Raw genomic sequence first — 15,541 nt, 5'->3', positions numbered from 1 at the left:
ATGCACTCCGTCGGCAGTGCCGTGACCGGTGATCGCTTCGATACCGAAGTCCTGCAACAACATTGGATTCCTTTGGCGGCCGCAGACGCCGATACCGCCGCGGTGCTGCGTGAGCGGCTCGGCGTCGACTTCGCCGCGGCCAAGCAGCGGGTCTGGGAGACCGACAACTTCCTCTACCTGCCGGTCGTGGCCAACTACAAGCACGGCGACACCATCGAACGCGAGACGATCGTGTTCGCGCTCGGCGCCGAATTCCTGGTGACGCTGCAACCGGACGAGCACTTCATCCCGTTCGACAAGGCCATCGCGAAGATGCGCAGGAATCCCGCCCTCACCGGTTCTGCGCACGGCGTGATGTACGCGCTGCTGTGGGCCTTGAACGAGGCCTCCGAGCGGGTCATCTACTACGCCAGCGACGCGCTGGAGGCGATGAACGACGAAATCGAGATGGCGACCATGGGCCACGACCAGCGCGGCCGTGAGATCGGCGTCGCGGACATGCGCGGCACCATGTCGCGGATGAACTCCGCGGAGGAGATCGTCTCGCGCACTCAGGAGACCCAGCTCCAATTAGCCCGTGCCGCACGGCATCTGATGGCCGATATCACCGTGCACAGCGCCGAGTTGGAGAGCCTGATCGCCATCCTCATCGCCGATATCGACGGGGTGAAACAGCATGCCGGCTTCGAACACGACAAGGTCCGTTACCTGCAGCAGTCGGTGATGACCTGGCTGGACGTCAAGCAGAATCAGATCGTGAAGGTGTTCACCATCATCACCGCGGTCTTCCTGCCGCCCACGTTGATCGCCACCTTTTACGGCATGAATTTCACCTGGATGCCCGAACTCGAATGGCAGCACGGGTTTCTGGCGACCACCCTGATGACCTTGGTCGCCGCGGTGATCCCGTTGGCCTACATCAAGCGAAAAGGCTGGCTGCGCTGACCTATTTCAGGTGGTCGACCAGATCGCCGTCGTTCCCGAAAAGCTCGGCCCGCCAACGCTCCAACAACTCGGTGGTCTCGATGTCGTCGGGATGGAACCCTGGCCGCAGATACAGCGCCAGCTCCCGGCCGATGCCACGGAAGATCGGCCCGCGGAACAGCGTGACCATCTCCTTGGCCAGGCTGAGCGGATAGCGCCGGGCGTCAGGATCTCGACTGAGTGAGACAGTCAGGCCGACGGCGGTGAGCGGCAGGGTGAGCGCGAGCAGCGTCGCCATCGTCATGATCCGCATCGCCTCCGTCCCGTCCATCGCGCGATACAGGTCGAAGGCCACCGACTTGTGCTCGAGTTCCTCGAAGGCGTGCCAGTTCATGAGGTTGCGCACTTCGGGATCGCCTGCGAGCGCCTGGATTTCGGCCTTGGCCAGGGTCCGTTCGGCCAGTACCGCCGTGTAGTGCTCGGCGGCCGCCGTTGCCGCCAGGTGCAGCAGGGCGGGCAGTCGTTCCTCGATCCGTTTGGACCGTTCGATCGCGGCGGGCGAGTCGTACCACTCGACGGGGTAGCCCATTTCGGCGAGCTTCTCGTTGAGCTGGCGATGGTGGTGGCCGTGTGTCGCTTCCTGGCCGATGAATCCGGTGACGCGCTTCTTCAGCTCCGGATCGCTGATCTGGTCGGCGAATCGGCGCACCGATCGGATGAACGACTCTTCGCCCGGCGGGAAGGCCGCCGAGAGCCCGGCGATGAAGTGGCTGAACACCATGTCACCGCCCGCGAAGTACTTGGCCATGGGTTCCGGGTCGCCGAATCGGAATCGGATCCGCCTGGCCCGTGGATATCCGGTTGTGCGTGCGTTGGTTTGCACACTGTATTCGGTCATCTCGCACCTCATTGAGCTTCGTACCGTCAGTATGCGGTACTACTAGTACGATACCGTCTGAGACGGTGGCGACAAGAGGGTTGCCGCGCGTGTTTTCGGCAAGTGCGTGGCGAATCCATTGCGCCGCACCCCAGTCCGCGCGCACCGGCCGCGCAGACGTTCGGGCCGCCCGGATCTCGCTGCAGGAACTGCGGTGACCGCGCAGTCCTGTTGCGCCTGGGGTGAACACGGTGCGCACGGCGCCGAGTGCGGGCATGCTGGAGGGGCTGGTTCGAGGCTGGAATGGGTTGGTGGTCAGCGTGGACGACGATGCGGCGATGGATGCCTACTCCCGCACTGTGATCTCCGTGGCCGCGTCGGTTACGCCGCACGTGGCCAGCGTGCGGTCCAGGCGAGGCAGCGGCTCAGCGGTGGTGTTCACCGACGACGGCTTCTTGCTGACCAACGCGCACGTCATCGGGTCGGCCAGCGGTGGCGAGGTGGTGTTCGCCGACGGGGTGGAGTCCCGGTTCGACGTGGTCGGGGTCGATCCACTCTCGGATCTCGCGGTGTTGCGTTCCCGCGGCGGTGCGCCGGGGGCGGTGACGCTCGGCGACGCGGATCAGCTGGTCGTCGGTCAACTGGTGGTCGCGGTCGGCAGCCCGCTCGGACTCGCTGGCTCGGTGACCGCCGGCGTGGTGAGTGCGCTCGGTCGCGCCGTTCCGGTCGCCTCGCGGCGGGCGGGCCGGGTGATCGAGGACGTGATCCAAACCGACGCCGCGCTCAATCCCGGCAATTCCGGTGGGGCACTGTCGGATTCGTCTGGACGAGTGGTCGGGATCAACACCGCCGTCGCGGGCATCGGTCTCGGCCTTGCGATTCCGATCAACACGACGACCCGGCGCATCATCGGCACGCTGCACTCCGAAGGCCGCGTGCGCCGCGCCTATCTCGGCCTGGTCGGCATGCCCGCGCCGCTGCCCGCCCATGTCGCGTCCCGCACCGGCCAGGCGGGCGGGGTGCGCATCATGGAGGTGGTGCGCGGCGGCCCTGCCGAGGAGGCCGGATTGCGGCGCGGCGATCTCGTGCTGAGCGTCGCGCGGGCGGAAGTCCGTGACGCGCAAGGCATTCAACGCCAGCTGTTCTCCGACGCGATCGGCAAGAAGCTGCCGGTGACGGTGCTGCGCAACGGTGCGATGGTCGACGTGATCGCGGTGCCGATCGAGTTGACGGTGGACTGACGCCGGATCCCGCTCAGCGCGCCCGCGGGGTCTCGAGCACCGAAACCGGCACCGGCTCCGGCGTTTCCGTGGTGTCTTTCCAGCGGGCATCCACGACCAGACCGAGCACCCCGATGCCGATCAGCACGCCCGAGAAAACCAGCAGCGCTGGATGGGTGGTGCCGGTGAGCGCGTCACCGAGGATGACCGTGCCGATGGTGCCGGGCAGCACACCGAGCAGGGTCGCGGCCATGTACGGCCAGAAGCGGATCGAAGACAACCCGCAGCAGTAGTTGAGCACCGAGAACGGCACCGCCGCGATCAGCCGCAGCGACCCGACGGCGAGCCAGCCGCGCCGCCGCAGGCGATCGTCGACCGCGCGCACCGCCGGATGCGTCAACCGCGCGGCCACGCGCTCTCGGTCCAGTGCGCGGATCAGCAGGATGGCGAGTGCGGCACTGACCGTCGTCGCACCCACCGCGAGCGCGATGCCGAGCACCGGCCCGAACAACAGTCCGGCACTGACGGTGAACACGGTGCGCGGGATCGGCGCGACCGTCACGAGCGCGTGCACCACGAAGAACAGCAGCGGAAAGATCGGGCCGACCGTGCCCGCCCAATCCTGGATCTGTTGCGGACTTGGCAGCGGGACCAGCAGTGCGGCACCGAACAGCACGACCACGCCGACCAGCAGTGTGAGTACGCGGGGATCGCGGAGCAGCCTGGTCACCGGCGCAAGATTACCGGGTGGTAGTGGTACTGGAGGAGAACGCATCCGGTAGTTGGCGCTAGCATCAGAGGAAACGGGACGAATCCTCGTTAACCAAAGTACGCGCTGAACTGGGCAAATACGGCGGTTTCGGTGCACGCGACGAGTGCGCCGAAGGTCGAGGGGAAGAGAGAAAGCAAGCTATGCCGATTGCTTCAGAGCCCGGCGCGGGAGCGGAGCCTGCGGAGCGACCCACCGGTGTGGGTCCGGTTCCGGAGTTCTCCGCGTGGCGTAAGGGTGTGGCCGGGGTGCTCGCGAAGGTCCGGCGGGTCGAGGTCACCGAGTTGCCCGAGGAGCCCGAGCACCTGCTCGATGAGACGACCTACGACGGGCTGACCGTTGCCCCGCTCTACACCAGCCGCGACGAGTTGCCCGAACAGCCGCTGCCCGGCGCCTTCCCGTTCGTCCGTGGCCGCGACGCCACCAGGGACGTGCACCGCGGGTGGTATGTGAGCGCCCATTTCGGTGGTGCGGATGCGGCCGAGGTGAACCGGGAGATCCTGGCCGCGCTCGGCAACGGCATCAGCGCGCTCTGGCTCGGCGCCGGGGAACGCGGTGTGCCGGTGGCGGACTTGCCTACCGCGCTGTCGGGGCTGCTGTTCGAGCTCGCGCCGCTGACCATGGACGCAGGCACTGCCGCGGCCGCCGCGGCGGCACAGGTGTTCGACGTGCTCGATGGCTATGAGGTGGTCTCCCGCAAGGAGATTCAGGTCGAGCTCGGTGCAGCGCCACTCACCAGCCGCTTTGCCGGCATCCCCGATCTCGAACTCACGGAGACGGTGGCCTTGGCCGCCACCGCGGCCGAGCGGGCCGAGACGGTCCGTGCGATCACCGTGGACGGCACCGTCTTTCACGACGCAGGCGCCTCCGATGCCCAGGAACTGGGCGCTGCCGTCGCGGCAGGCCTGGCCTACCTGCGCGCCCTGAGTGAGCACCTGGACATTGCGGACGCATTGGAGCAGTTGAGCTTCCGGTTCGCCGCCACCGACGACCAGTTCGCCACGGTCGTGAAATTCCGGGCCGCGCGCCAGCTCTGGGCCCGCGTCGCGCACGTCCTCGGTGCGCCGGACTTCGGCGGTGCGCCGCAGCACGCGGTCACGTCAGCGGCGATGATGTCTCAGCGTGACCCGTGGGTGAACCTGCTGCGCACCACGCTCGCCGCGTTCGGCGCAGGCGTCGGCGGTGCGGACACCGTCACCGTGCTGCCGTTCGATTCGGCACTGCCCGCGGGCGAGCTCGGGGTGTCGAAGTCGTTCTCGGACCGCATGGCTCGCAATACCCAGCTGCTGCTGCTCGAGGAATCGCACCTCGGCTTCGTGCAGGACCCGGGCGCGGGTTCCTGGTACGTCGAGGATCTCACCGCGGCGCTGGCCGCCAAGGCGTGGGAGTTCATGCAGGAGATCGAGGCGGCGGGCGGCTACCCGGCCGCGCTGGATGCCGGACTGCTCGCCGAGCGCATCGCCGCGACCAAGGCGACCCGCGATGCCGATGTCGCCCACCGCAAGACGGCGGTCACCGGCGTGAACGAGTTCCCCAATCTCGCCGAGAAGCCGCTGTCGGAGTCGGCACGGCAGCCTGGCCGGGTGGCGCGTTACGGCGCGGCATTCGAGGAGCTGCGCAACCGCTCCGACGCCTACCTGGCCGAGCACGGCGTGCGCCCGAAAGCGCTGCTGGTGCCGCTCGGTTCGGTCGCCGAACACAACGTGCGAGTGACCTTCATCGCGAACCTGCTCGCCTCCGGCGGCATCGAGTCGATCAACCCGGGCCCGCTGGCGGTGGACGGAATCGCCACGGCCGCAACCGAAGCGGGCGCGCCGATCGCTGTGCTCTGCGGCGCGGACGCCAGATACGGCACCGAGGCCGGTGCGGCGGTGGAGCAGCTGCGTGCCGCCGGGGTGACGACGGTGCTGCTCGCCGGTGCCGCGAAAGCGGTCGCCGGGCTGAGCGAGTCGCAACGACCGGACGGATTCCTGGCGGCCAAGATCGACGCGGTCGCCGCACTGTCCGGACTGCTGGAGAAGGTGGGAGCCTGATGACACTGAGCCACGCCCGCAAACCGGGCGATATCCAGCATCTGATCGGCAGTTTCGCCGAGGTGCCGCTGACCGAGCGGGCGCCGGAGCCCGCCGCCGTCGACACCGCACAGGTCGATGCCTACGTCCGCACGGCGGCCGCCGCCAATCACTATGCGCCCGAGCAGCTGAAGTGGTCGACGCCCGAAGGCATCGACGTGGCACCGGTATTCACCAAGGCCGATCGGGATGCCGTTGTGGCCGAGGGATATCCGCTCGACAGCGTGCCGGGCATCGCGCCGTTCGTGCGCGGTCCGTACCCGACGATGTACGTCAACCAACCGTGGACCATCCGCCAGTACGCGGGCTTCTCCACCGCCGCCGACTCGAATGCCTTCTACCGCCGCAACTTGCAGGCGGGTCAGAAGGGCTTGTCGGTTGCCTTCGACTTGGCCACGCACCGCGGCTACGACTCGGACCACCCGCGCGTGCAGGGTGACGTCGGCATGGCCGGCGTCGCCATCGACTCCATCCTCGACATGCGCCAGCTGTTCGACCACATCCCGCTCGACCAGGTCAGCGTGTCGATGACGATGAACGGTGCGGTGCTGCCGATTCTCGCGCTGTATGTCGTTGCGGCAGAAGAACAGGGCGTCACGCCGGAACAGCTGGCCGGAACCATTCAGAACGACATTCTGAAAGAGTTCATGGTCCGCAACACCTACATCTACCCGCCCAAGCCTTCGATGCGGATCATCTCCGACATCTTCGCCTACACCAGCGCCAAGATGCCCAAGTTCAACTCGATCTCCATCTCCGGCTACCACATTCAGGAAGCCGGCGCGACCGCCGACCTCGAACTCGCCTACACCCTCGCCGACGGCGTCGAGTACCTCCGCGCAGGCATCGACGCGGGCATGCCGGTGGACAAGTTCGCGCCGCGGCTGTCGTTCTTCTGGGCCATCGGCATGAACTTCTTCATGGAGGTGGCCAAGCTGCGTGCCGGGCGCCTGCTGTGGAGCGAACTCGTTGCGCAGTTCAACCCGAAGAGCGCGAAATCGCTGTCGCTGCGCACGCATTCGCAGACCTCGGGCTGGTCGCTGACCGCGCAGGACGCCTACAACAACGTGGCACGCACCTGCCTGGAGGCGATGGCCGCGACCCAGGGCCACACTCAGTCGCTGCACACCAACGCGCTCGACGAGGCGCTCGCCCTGCCGACGGACTTCTCCGCCCGCATCGCGCGCAACACCCAGCTGCTCATCCAGCAGGAGTCCAACACCACCCGGCCGATCGACCCGTGGGGCGGTTCCTATTACGTCGAGTGGCTGACCCATCAGCTGGCCAACCGCGCCCGCGCCCACATCGCCGAGGTGGAGGCGCACGGCGGCATGGCGCAGGCCATCGGCGAGGGCATCCCGAAGCTGCGCATCGAAGAGGCGGCCGCACGCACTCAGGCGCGCATCGACACCGGCCAGCAGCCGGTGATCGGCGTGAACAAGTATCAGGTCGAGGAGGACCAAGAGGTCGAGGTCCTCAAGGTCGAGAACTCCAGGGTGCGGGTCGAGCAGATCGAGAAGCTGCGCCAGCTGCGCGCGGAACGCGACGCGGGCGAGGTCGAACGCGCGCTCGCCGAATTGTCAAGGGCGGCAGCGTCGTCCGAGGGTGGCATGGAGAACAACCTGCTCGCGCTCGCTATCGACGCGGCCCGCGCCAAGGCCACCGTCGGCGAGATCTCCGACGCGCTGGAGCGCGTATACGGCAGGCACCAGGCCGAGATCCGTACTCTCTCGGGTGTGTACCGGGACGAGGCAGGCAAGGTCACCAATATCACCAAGGCGAGCGAGCTGGTCGAGGAGTTCGCCGAGGCGGAAGGCCGCCGCCCGCGCATCCTGGTCGCCAAGATGGGCCAGGACGGCCACGACCGCGGTCAAAAGGTGATCGCCACCGCCTTTGCCGACCTCGGCTTCGACGTCGACGTGGGCCCGCTGTTCCAGACCCCCGAGGAGGTGGCGCAGCAGGCGGCCGACAACGACGTGCACGTCGTCGGTGTGTCGTCGCTGGCGGCAGGCCACCTCACGCTGGTGCCCGCGCTGCGGCAGGCACTGGCCGATGCCGGGCGACCGGACATCATGGTCATCGTCGGCGGGGTCATCCCGCCCGGTGACTTCGACGCGTTGTACGAGGCGGGCGCCGCGGCGATCTTCCCGCCGGGCACCGTGATCGCCGACGCCGCGATCGACCTGCTGAAGAAGCTCGCGACTGAACTCGGCCACGCGGGCGCCGAGGACTCCGCAGGGGCCGAATGAGTGAGGGCACTGGCACTGCCGCCGCCGACGCAGGTCCTCGGCCTGCGCGGCGGGGCAGGGTGATCGACGTCGACGCGCTGGCGCAGGCGGTCAGGGCGGGGGAGCGCGCGGCGTTGGCGCGGGCGATCACCCTGGTCGAATCGACGCGCGCGGATCATCGCGATCTCGCACAGCGGTTGCTGCTCGAGCTGACGCCGGACAAGCAGAGCTCGGCGACGGCCACGGTGTCGAATCGTGTTGGTATCACCGGTGTTCCGGGTGTCGGCAAGTCGACGTTCATCGACGCGCTCGGGATGGACCTGATCGGCAAGGGACACCGGGTCGCGGTGCTCGCGGTCGATCCGTCGTCCACCAGGACCGGCGGGTCGATCCTCGGCGACAAGACCCGGATGGCGCGACTCTCGGTGGAGCGCAACGCATATATCCGGCCCTCACCCACCGCAGGCACCCTCGGCGGGGTCGCCAAGGCAACGCGCGAGACCATCGTGCTGCTCGAGGCAGCGGGCTACGACGTGATCCTGGTGGAGACGGTCGGCGTCGGCCAGTCCGAGGTGACCGTCGCCAACATGGTGGACGTCTTCTGCTTCCTGACGCTGGCCCGCACCGGAGATCAGTTGCAGGGCATCAAGAAAGGCGTGCTGGAGCTCGCCGATCTGGTCGCGGTCAACAAGGCCGACGGCAAGCACGAACTGGAAGCCAAGTCGGCGGCGCGCGAACTCAGCGGTGCGCTGCGGCTCATCCATCCGCACGACGCGCTGTGGCAGCCACCGGTGCTGACCATGAGCGGGCTGGAAGGCATTGGGCTGGACAAGTTCTGGGACACCGTCCTGGAACATCGCCGGGTGCTCACCGATGCCGGGGAGTTCGACGAGAAGCGCCGCAGGCAGCAGATCGACTGGACCTGGACGATGGTGCACGACCAGCTGCTGCGCCGGCTCGCCGACAACCCGAACGTGAAAGCCATTCGGGCCACAGTGGAAAAGCAGGTTCGCGACGGCACGCTCACCGCGGCGCTGGCCGCGGAGGAACTGCTGCGCGCCTTCGATGGACGCTGAGCTGATTGGTGATTGAGGGCTGACTGGTGATTGACGGTCGGTAAGTTGCACTCGGCGCGGTTCGCGGCGAGTATGACCGACATGGCATCGAACAGCTGGCGCATGCGGCTCGACAGGTTCTTCCACCGTCGCCTTGCCAATCCGATCAGCACCCGGACGCCGGGGCAGGTCCTGTTGGAGACCACCGGGCGCAAGTCCGGCCAGCCGCGACGCACGCCGGTGGGCGGCAAACAGGTGGGGCGGCAATTCTGGCTGGTTTCGAATCATGGCGACCAGTCCGATTACGTGCGAAACCTGATGGCGGACTCCGCCGTTCGGATCCGCCTCAACGGGCAGTGGCATCACGGCACCGCGCATCCGATGCCGCAGGACGACCCGATCGCCCGGCTGCGCACGCTGCCGACGATGAACAGCGCGGTGGTTCGTGCCCTCGGTACGAATCTGTTGACGATCAGGATCGATCTCGCGGACTGATCGTCGCCGCGGCACTCTGGTCAGGTCAGGTCAGGGCAGGGCAGGGCAGGGCAGGGCAGGGCAGGGCAGGGCAGGACAGGACAGGACAGGACAGGGCAACTGGCAAGTCGCCAGAGCTGCTGGTGTAGTGGCGCGGTCGCCGCTTGTTTCGTCGGCTGGATGTCTTCAGCTGGGCGGATGATATGAAATGCAGGCAATCCGGAATGTTTGCCACTCGTCTGCTAGTTGTCGACCGCCGTTGACGCGGAGTAGGCTCGAAGGTTCCTCAGCGGAAGGTTCCTTTCCTGAAGGTTCCCGCCCGGCGACGACGCGGTTGCCGAGGACTCGCCGGCCGACGTGATACGGAGGGCTCGTTCCCTCCGTAGCTCGAAGGAGGTGTGGTCGATGACCGATGACGTGAATCACTGGACGCCTGAACCGCATCCGGTTCGGTCGTATCGACCTGCCGGGCCTGAACCGCCGCCCCAATTGATCATGTTCCCTGCCTCGAACACGCCGGAGCCGGTCCTCGTGACCGTTGGCGACATCGGTTGCACGGCAACCCGGGTGCTGACGCCGTCCGGTGCGCACCCGTTGGCGGGTACCACCTGGATCCTGACCAACCAGACCACCGTGAGTCAGCGCATCCCGTCCTATGCGATCGTGCTCGCGGTGCTGCTTATGCTCGCCTGTCTGCTCGGCCTGTTGTTCCTGGCCGTCCGCGAGGAAGTCATCCAGGGCTTCGTCCAGGTCAGCGTGCAGGGCCCCGATTTCTATTACGCCACCCAGGTGCCGATCAGCGACCGCCGTCAGGTCCTCGACACCGAGCAGCGGGTCAACTACATCCGCGGCCTGGCCGCCCGCCCGGCGGCCTGACCGGCGGCCTGACCGGCGAATCAGGCTGAGTCGCCCAGGGATTCGAGCATCGTGCGCAGATTGTCGGCGAGCTGGTCGCGGTCGGTGGGGCTGAGCTTTGCGAGCAGGCGTTCCTCGGTGGCGACGTGGTCGGGCAGCGCCGCGTCGATGAGGGCGAGACCCGCCTCGGTGAGTGCGACCCGGACGCCGCGGCCGTCGGATTCACTACGCGACCGGGTGACCAGGCCCCGTTCCTCGAGCCGATCCAGGCGCTGGGTGATCGCGCCGGACGTGACCATCGCCGAATGCATCAGCTCGGTCGGGGTCAGGCAGTGCGGCGGGTCGCTGCGCCGCAGGGTGGCCAGCACATCGAAGGAGGCGGCGTCGAGGTTGTGCGCGGCGAAGGTCTTGCGCAGTTCGGTGCCGACGAGCTGGGACAGCCTGGTCAACCGTCCGAGCACGGCCATGGGGGAGACGTCCAGGTCGGGGCGCTGCGCCTGCCATTGGGCAAGCACTCGGTCGACATGATCGGTCACCCCCGCACTCTATCGAATACCTCAACGGTGAGATACCTCATGCCCGAAATTACTCAGCGCTAAGCTATGTTGCTTAGTGCTAAGTAACTGAGAAGGCGTCCGGAGGAGACAAATCATGCGTATCACGGTGTTCGGTGCGACAGGAGACGTAGGCAGCCGAGTAGTGGCCGAAGCGCTGTCGCGCGGTCACGAGGTCGTCGCGGTGGTCCGCGATCCGGCCCGCGCGGCCGCGGTGCCCGCCGCGGCCGAAGTGTGCGTCGGCGATGCAGCCGACCTGAACGACGTGGTAAACCTCAGTGCCGGACAGGATCTCGTGATTACCGCGACCCGCCCGCCGGCAGGCCAGGAGCGCGAACTACCCGCAGTCACCTCGGTGCTGCTGAAGGCGTTGGCACACACCGGCGTTCGAGTGCTGGCCGTCGGCGGCGCGGCAACACTGAACGTCCCGGAAGCCAACGGCCTCACCCTGCACGAAACCCCGGACTTCCCAGCAGAATTGCGCCCCATCGCTCTCGCCTGCGCAGCACAGCTCGCGCTGTACCGCGCGGAAACCACCGCAAACTGGACCTACCTGAGCCCACCCGCCCTCCTCGTACCAGGCACCCGCACCGGCACCTATCGCTCCGGCACCGACGACCTGCTCACCACCTCCGACGGCACCTCAACCATCTCCATGGAAGACTTCGCAGTCGCCCTACTCGACGAGGCCGAAACCCCCGCCCACCCCCGCGCCCGATTCACCGTAGCCGCAGCCTGACCCCACCCGCCCAACATCCCGCACCCTCCAGAAACCCGCACCCTTCATGGATCCGCACCCGTTCTGGAGTTGGTCGACTGATCACCGGGTACTGGTGCAGGCATCGCCCGAGAGGCCACCAGCACCAGCACCCCCTCGGCACGGAACCACCCCTGAGATCCCACATGCCGGGATCGCCGGTGCCGCTGAATCCACCAGCAGCGAGTCCGCCGCGCCCGAACGCCGAAATCCGCACCGCTTCGGTCGATCCCGCAGACCGTCTGTACGGTTCACAGGGCCCAGAACCCCTGTGAACCGTATGGAAGGTCTGTGGATCGTCGGCCGCTCTCGGTGTCCCGGTGGAAGGTAGCGGGAATCAGACTTGTTTGATCTTGAAAGCTCTCGAAACGAGAGCACAGCCAAGTAACCCGGCTGGGACGTGAGAACGCGTGATCGACTGCGGAGGTCAGCCGGGTACGGCAGGCGAAGCAACCACGCTAATCCGGTGCACACACCGAGATGCCGTACTCACAGGAGACCGTGGAGTCGGGGAAATCTTTGCCTTCGCCAAGCCCAAAGCGGCACGGCCGCAGACCAACCCGCCCCGTGGGGTGCGGCTTTGGGCGGGCGCGGTCTCGGGCGGGCGCGGTCTCGGGCGGGCGCGGTCTCGGGCGGGCGCGGTCTGGGGCGGGCGCGGTCTGGGGCGGGCGCGGCTTTGGGGGTTGGTGCGGGTTTCCTAGGGCGTGTTGCGTCTGGGGTGGTGGTTTATCCGCGGGTTGAACGGTCTCCTGGCGAGCGGGACAGTCTCGGGGTTTGCACTGGATAGCGTGGTGGCGTCGTGTGCCGTACCCGGCTGACCTCCGCTGTCAGGTGCGTGTTCGCTCGTTCCAGACCGGGTTGCTTGGCTGTGGTCCGGTTCAAAGATCTTGAAAGAAATCGACGGGAGTCAAATGGTGGGCGTCTCGGTGCGTATTGCCACCATATGACTACCGTCGATGAAGTTGATCAACCATTTGACTCCCGTCGATGGGCCAACAACCATTTCACTCCCGTGGATGGCCCAGCAACCATTGCACTCCCGCCAAATGCTGCGGGTTAGGTGATTGCGAACAGGTCTGCGGCGTTCTGGTAGCAGACTCGACGGAGCCAGTCGTCGCCTAGGTCGAGTTGTTCTAATACCTGGATCGAATGCTCGTAGGGGTACGGGATGTTCGGGAAGTCGCTGCCGAACAGGATGCGGTCGCCTGCGTCGCGGAGCCGGGGGAGTTCGGCAGTGGGGAACGGGGTTTGGGATTCGGTGAAGTCGGTCCACGCCATGGTCGTGTCCAGCCGGAGGTCGGCGTACTGTTCGGCCAGGTCGAGGAAGTCGGAGTAGTCGGGCATGCCCATGTGCGCGACGATCAGGCGCAGGCGCGGGAAACGTTGCAGCACAGCGGTGATGGGGCCAGGGCCGGTGTATTCCCCTGGGACCGGTCCGGATCCGCAGTGGATGACCACCGGGATCGCGGCGTCTTCGAGCAGACCCCATACCGGATCGAGCAGCGGGTCACGGGGGTCGAAGCGGCCGACCTGCAGATGCACCTTGAACACTCGGGCACCACGCTCGACGGCGGTCCTGACGTACTGCGCGGCCGACGGTTCGGGGAAGAAGGTCGCGGTGTGCAGGCAATCCGGTGTGCGCTCGGCGAATTCGGCGGTCCACTCGTTGAGCCAGGCCGCCATCTCCGGCTTGTGCGGGTACACCAGCGAGGTGAAGGCGCGAACACCGAAGCCGCGCAGCGTCTTCAACCTGACCTGCTCGTCCGCACGGTAGGCGATCGGCCAGGTGCGCCCGACCAGCGGGCCTGCCGAGTCGAAGTAGGCCCACACCTTCTGCATGACCGAGTCAGGCATGAAATGCGTGTGTACGTCGATGATTCCGGGCAAGCCGAGTCGGTCGCGGAAGTCCAGGAGGTAGTCAGGCATCGTTGTTTCGCTCCGGCGGGTACACCGACCGGGCGAGGTCGCCGACGCGGGCGATCAACCGGTCGAAGAACAGTTCCTGGTCGGTGCCGATCACGATGTCGGCGTTGGGTTCCCGGCCCCACATGCCCGCCCAGTCGGCGACGGTGGTCGCGCGCGTCAAGGTTCCGGTGAGCTCCACGTCGACCGTCGCCGGGCGGGTCACCGCGAGGGCGGGGTCGAGCGCGACCGCCGCCGCGAACGGATCGTGCATGTGCGCGAGGTAGCCGAGGTCGTAGAGCTGGTGGAAGTCGAAGTAGAACCGCACCGCGTCGGTGACGTGCCGGATGATCGGATTGCTCGCGGCGGACCTGGCCTCAGGCGGATCGGCAGCCGAAACCGCTTCGACGGGAAGGCTTCCGGCGCGTTCGGCCAGCTGCGCCAGGTGCTTCGGGTACATCTCGATGGTCTCGGTGATGTCGAGCGCGCACACGATCGGCCTGCGATCCGGTGGCGCGGCGGAGAAAGCGTCGAAGACCTCCTTGGCCGCTTCCGGGTCCACGTGCACGTTCCACTCGTTGGTCGGCGTGGTGTTGCCGGGATGATTGAACGCGCCACCCATGATCACCAAGCGGCGCAGCAAGGTCGGCAGTGCAGGTTCCAGCCGCAGGGCCAGCGCGAGATTGGTGAGCGGTCCGGTGCAGAGTCCGACGATCTCTCCGGGGTGGGCCCGCACCAGTTCGACCCACATCTGCGCGGCGGACCGTGCCGAGAGCGTTCGGGTCGACGCGGGCAGTTCGGCGTAGCCGACGCCGTGCGGGCCGTGCGTGTCCTCGGTGGTGCGCAGCGGAATCGCCAGCGGCCCAGCGGCTCCGAGCGCCACCTCGATCTCGGGCGCCCGGCAGACGTCGAGCCAGGCGAGATTGTTGGCGGCGACCCGCGGCGCGTCCACATTGCCCGCGGTCGAGGCGATTCCGATGATCTCGGCCTCCGGCGAGGCGAGCAGGTAGAGCAGCGCGAGGGAGTCGTCGATCCCGGTATCGACGTCCATGATGATCTTTTGCCGCATCTGACGAGATTAGCGCCGTCGGCACGGCGCAGCGTCGGCGCGGTCGTTCGGTCCGGCAACGGTTAGCGCAGGCGTCTGGCACAAATGTCTGACAACGTTGTAACCTGGCCTGATGGGAAACCGAGAAGATCTGCTGGCGGGCGCGCGCAAGGCGATCGTGGAGCGGGGCGTGGCCAAGACCACGGCCCGTGACATCGCGGCCGCCGCAGGCGTCAGCCTCGCCGCCATCGGATACCACTTCGGCTCCAAGGAACAGCTGATCACCGAGGCGCTCGCCGACGCGCTCGGCAACGCGATTGGCGACGGCATGGAGGCGATGATCCGTGATTCCGGCGGCACCCCGCTGATCACGGGGTTCACCGAGCTGTGGAACGCGATGCCGAGGATCTTCGAAGAGAACCGCGACAGCATGGTCGCGAGCATGGAGAACCTGGTGCGCATCGCCCGCTCACCGGAGTCGAAGAACTTCTTCACCGACGCGCTGCCGACCATCTACCGCGAAATGGGTACGGCCCTGCAGGAAACGCATCCGCAACTCACCACGGAACAGGCCGAGTCGATCGCCCAGATGTACTTCGTCCTCGTCCAGGGCCTCGGCGTGCTGTGGTTGATCGCGCCGAACGGCGAACTCCCCGACGGCAACCGGCTCGCCGAGGCTGTCTCAGCGATCGCGGGCGTATCGCCAGGTGTGGGCTAGGCAGTGTTTCGAAGTGGTGAGGGCGGGCCGGTTGGCCCGCCCTCATTGGTGTCGTAGCCATTGGTTGATTGCGGCGATGTGGATGGTG

Annotated in this window: 14 protein-coding genes; 9 read left to right on the top strand and 5 right to left on the bottom strand. The window is 67.0% G+C overall.

Annotation, left to right across the window (positions count from 1 at the left end):
* Positions 1-945, top strand: a complete 945-nt coding sequence (locus ACGFNJ_RS43655; RefSeq protein WP_393462509.1) for a CorA family divalent cation transporter — start codon at positions 1-3, stop codon at positions 943-945.
* 1 nt (position 946) lies between these two features.
* Here ACGFNJ_RS43655 and ACGFNJ_RS43650 read toward each other — a convergent pair whose 3' ends face one another.
* Positions 947-1,822, bottom strand: a complete 876-nt coding sequence (locus ACGFNJ_RS43650) for a metal-dependent hydrolase (RefSeq protein ID WP_393462507.1) — start codon at positions 1,820-1,822, stop codon at positions 947-949.
* A 317-nt stretch (positions 1,823-2,139) separates the two neighbouring features.
* Here ACGFNJ_RS43650 and ACGFNJ_RS43645 point away from each other — a divergent pair, with 317 nt between their 5' ends.
* Positions 2,140-3,042 (top strand): S1C family serine protease, encoded by a 903-nt coding sequence (locus ACGFNJ_RS43645; protein ID WP_393462559.1) that lies wholly within the window; start codon positions 2,140-2,142, stop codon positions 3,040-3,042.
* Positions 3,043-3,055: 13 nt separating this feature from the next.
* On the opposite strand, the gene ACGFNJ_RS43640 is transcribed toward ACGFNJ_RS43645, so the two are convergent.
* Positions 3,056-3,751 carry a TVP38/TMEM64 family protein gene (locus ACGFNJ_RS43640; protein ID WP_393462505.1) on the bottom strand — a complete coding sequence of 232 codons (696 nt, stop codon included), beginning with the start codon at positions 3,749-3,751 and terminating at the stop codon, positions 3,056-3,058.
* A gap of 182 nt (positions 3,752-3,933) precedes the next feature.
* Between ACGFNJ_RS43640 and ACGFNJ_RS43635 the strand changes: the two genes are divergently transcribed.
* The 5 genes from ACGFNJ_RS43635 (at position 3,934) to ACGFNJ_RS43615 (ending at position 10,495) form a co-directional block, all read left to right on the top strand.
* Complete coding sequence (locus ACGFNJ_RS43635) at positions 3,934-5,823, top strand: methylmalonyl-CoA mutase family protein (protein WP_393462503.1); 1,890 nt, start codon at positions 3,934-3,936, stop codon at positions 5,821-5,823.
* A complete protein-coding gene (gene scpA, locus ACGFNJ_RS43630) occupies positions 5,823-8,111 on the top strand; it encodes a methylmalonyl-CoA mutase (RefSeq protein ID WP_393462501.1) in 2,289 nt (762 codons plus the stop codon). Before ACGFNJ_RS43635 ends, scpA begins: the two co-directional genes overlap by 1 nt.
* Positions 8,108-9,166: a methylmalonyl Co-A mutase-associated GTPase MeaB gene (meaB, locus tag ACGFNJ_RS43625; protein WP_393462499.1), complete on the top strand. Its 1,059-nt coding sequence runs from the start codon at positions 8,108-8,110 to the stop codon at positions 9,164-9,166. The genes scpA and meaB overlap by 4 nt, the downstream gene beginning before the upstream one ends.
* Positions 9,167-9,247: 81 nt before the next feature.
* Positions 9,248-9,640 carry a nitroreductase/quinone reductase family protein gene (locus ACGFNJ_RS43620; RefSeq protein ID WP_393462497.1) on the top strand — a complete coding sequence of 131 codons (393 nt, stop codon included), beginning with the start codon at positions 9,248-9,250 and terminating at the stop codon, positions 9,638-9,640.
* A gap of 384 nt (positions 9,641-10,024) precedes the next feature.
* A complete protein-coding gene (locus ACGFNJ_RS43615) occupies positions 10,025-10,495 on the top strand; it encodes a hypothetical protein (RefSeq protein ID WP_393462495.1) in 471 nt (156 codons plus the stop codon).
* Between the two features lie 20 nt (positions 10,496-10,515).
* On the opposite strand, the gene ACGFNJ_RS43610 is transcribed toward ACGFNJ_RS43615, so the two are convergent.
* Positions 10,516-11,010, bottom strand: a complete 495-nt coding sequence (locus ACGFNJ_RS43610) for a MarR family winged helix-turn-helix transcriptional regulator (RefSeq protein ID WP_393462493.1) — start codon at positions 11,008-11,010, stop codon at positions 10,516-10,518.
* Between the two features lie 115 nt (positions 11,011-11,125).
* Here ACGFNJ_RS43610 and ACGFNJ_RS43605 point away from each other — a divergent pair, with 115 nt between their 5' ends.
* Positions 11,126-11,767 (top strand): NAD(P)-dependent oxidoreductase, encoded by a 642-nt coding sequence (locus ACGFNJ_RS43605; protein ID WP_393462491.1) that lies wholly within the window; start codon positions 11,126-11,128, stop codon positions 11,765-11,767.
* A 1,074-nt stretch (positions 11,768-12,841) separates the two neighbouring features.
* Here ACGFNJ_RS43605 and ACGFNJ_RS43600 read toward each other — a convergent pair.
* Positions 12,842-13,711: an amidohydrolase family protein gene (locus ACGFNJ_RS43600; protein ID WP_393462489.1), complete on the bottom strand. Its 870-nt coding sequence runs from the start codon at positions 13,709-13,711 to the stop codon at positions 12,842-12,844.
* On the bottom strand, positions 13,704-14,756 hold the full coding sequence (locus tag ACGFNJ_RS43595; protein ID WP_393462487.1) for a nucleoside hydrolase: 1,053 nt from the start codon (positions 14,754-14,756) through the stop codon (positions 13,704-13,706). Before ACGFNJ_RS43595 ends, ACGFNJ_RS43600 begins: the two co-directional genes overlap by 8 nt.
* A 112-nt stretch (positions 14,757-14,868) precedes the next feature.
* Here ACGFNJ_RS43595 and ACGFNJ_RS43590 point away from each other — a divergent pair, with 112 nt between their 5' ends.
* Positions 14,869-15,453 (top strand): TetR/AcrR family transcriptional regulator, encoded by a 585-nt coding sequence (locus tag ACGFNJ_RS43590; RefSeq protein ID WP_393462485.1) that lies wholly within the window; start codon positions 14,869-14,871, stop codon positions 15,451-15,453.
* Positions 15,454-15,541: the final 88 nt, after the last annotated feature.

This window comes from Nocardia sp. NPDC049149 (genome assembly GCF_043197455.1).
Lineage (GTDB): Bacteria > Actinomycetota > Actinomycetes > Mycobacteriales > Mycobacteriaceae > Nocardia.
Note: the sequence above shows the minus strand (reverse complement) of the source record. Positions and strands in the feature narration are given on the sequence as shown.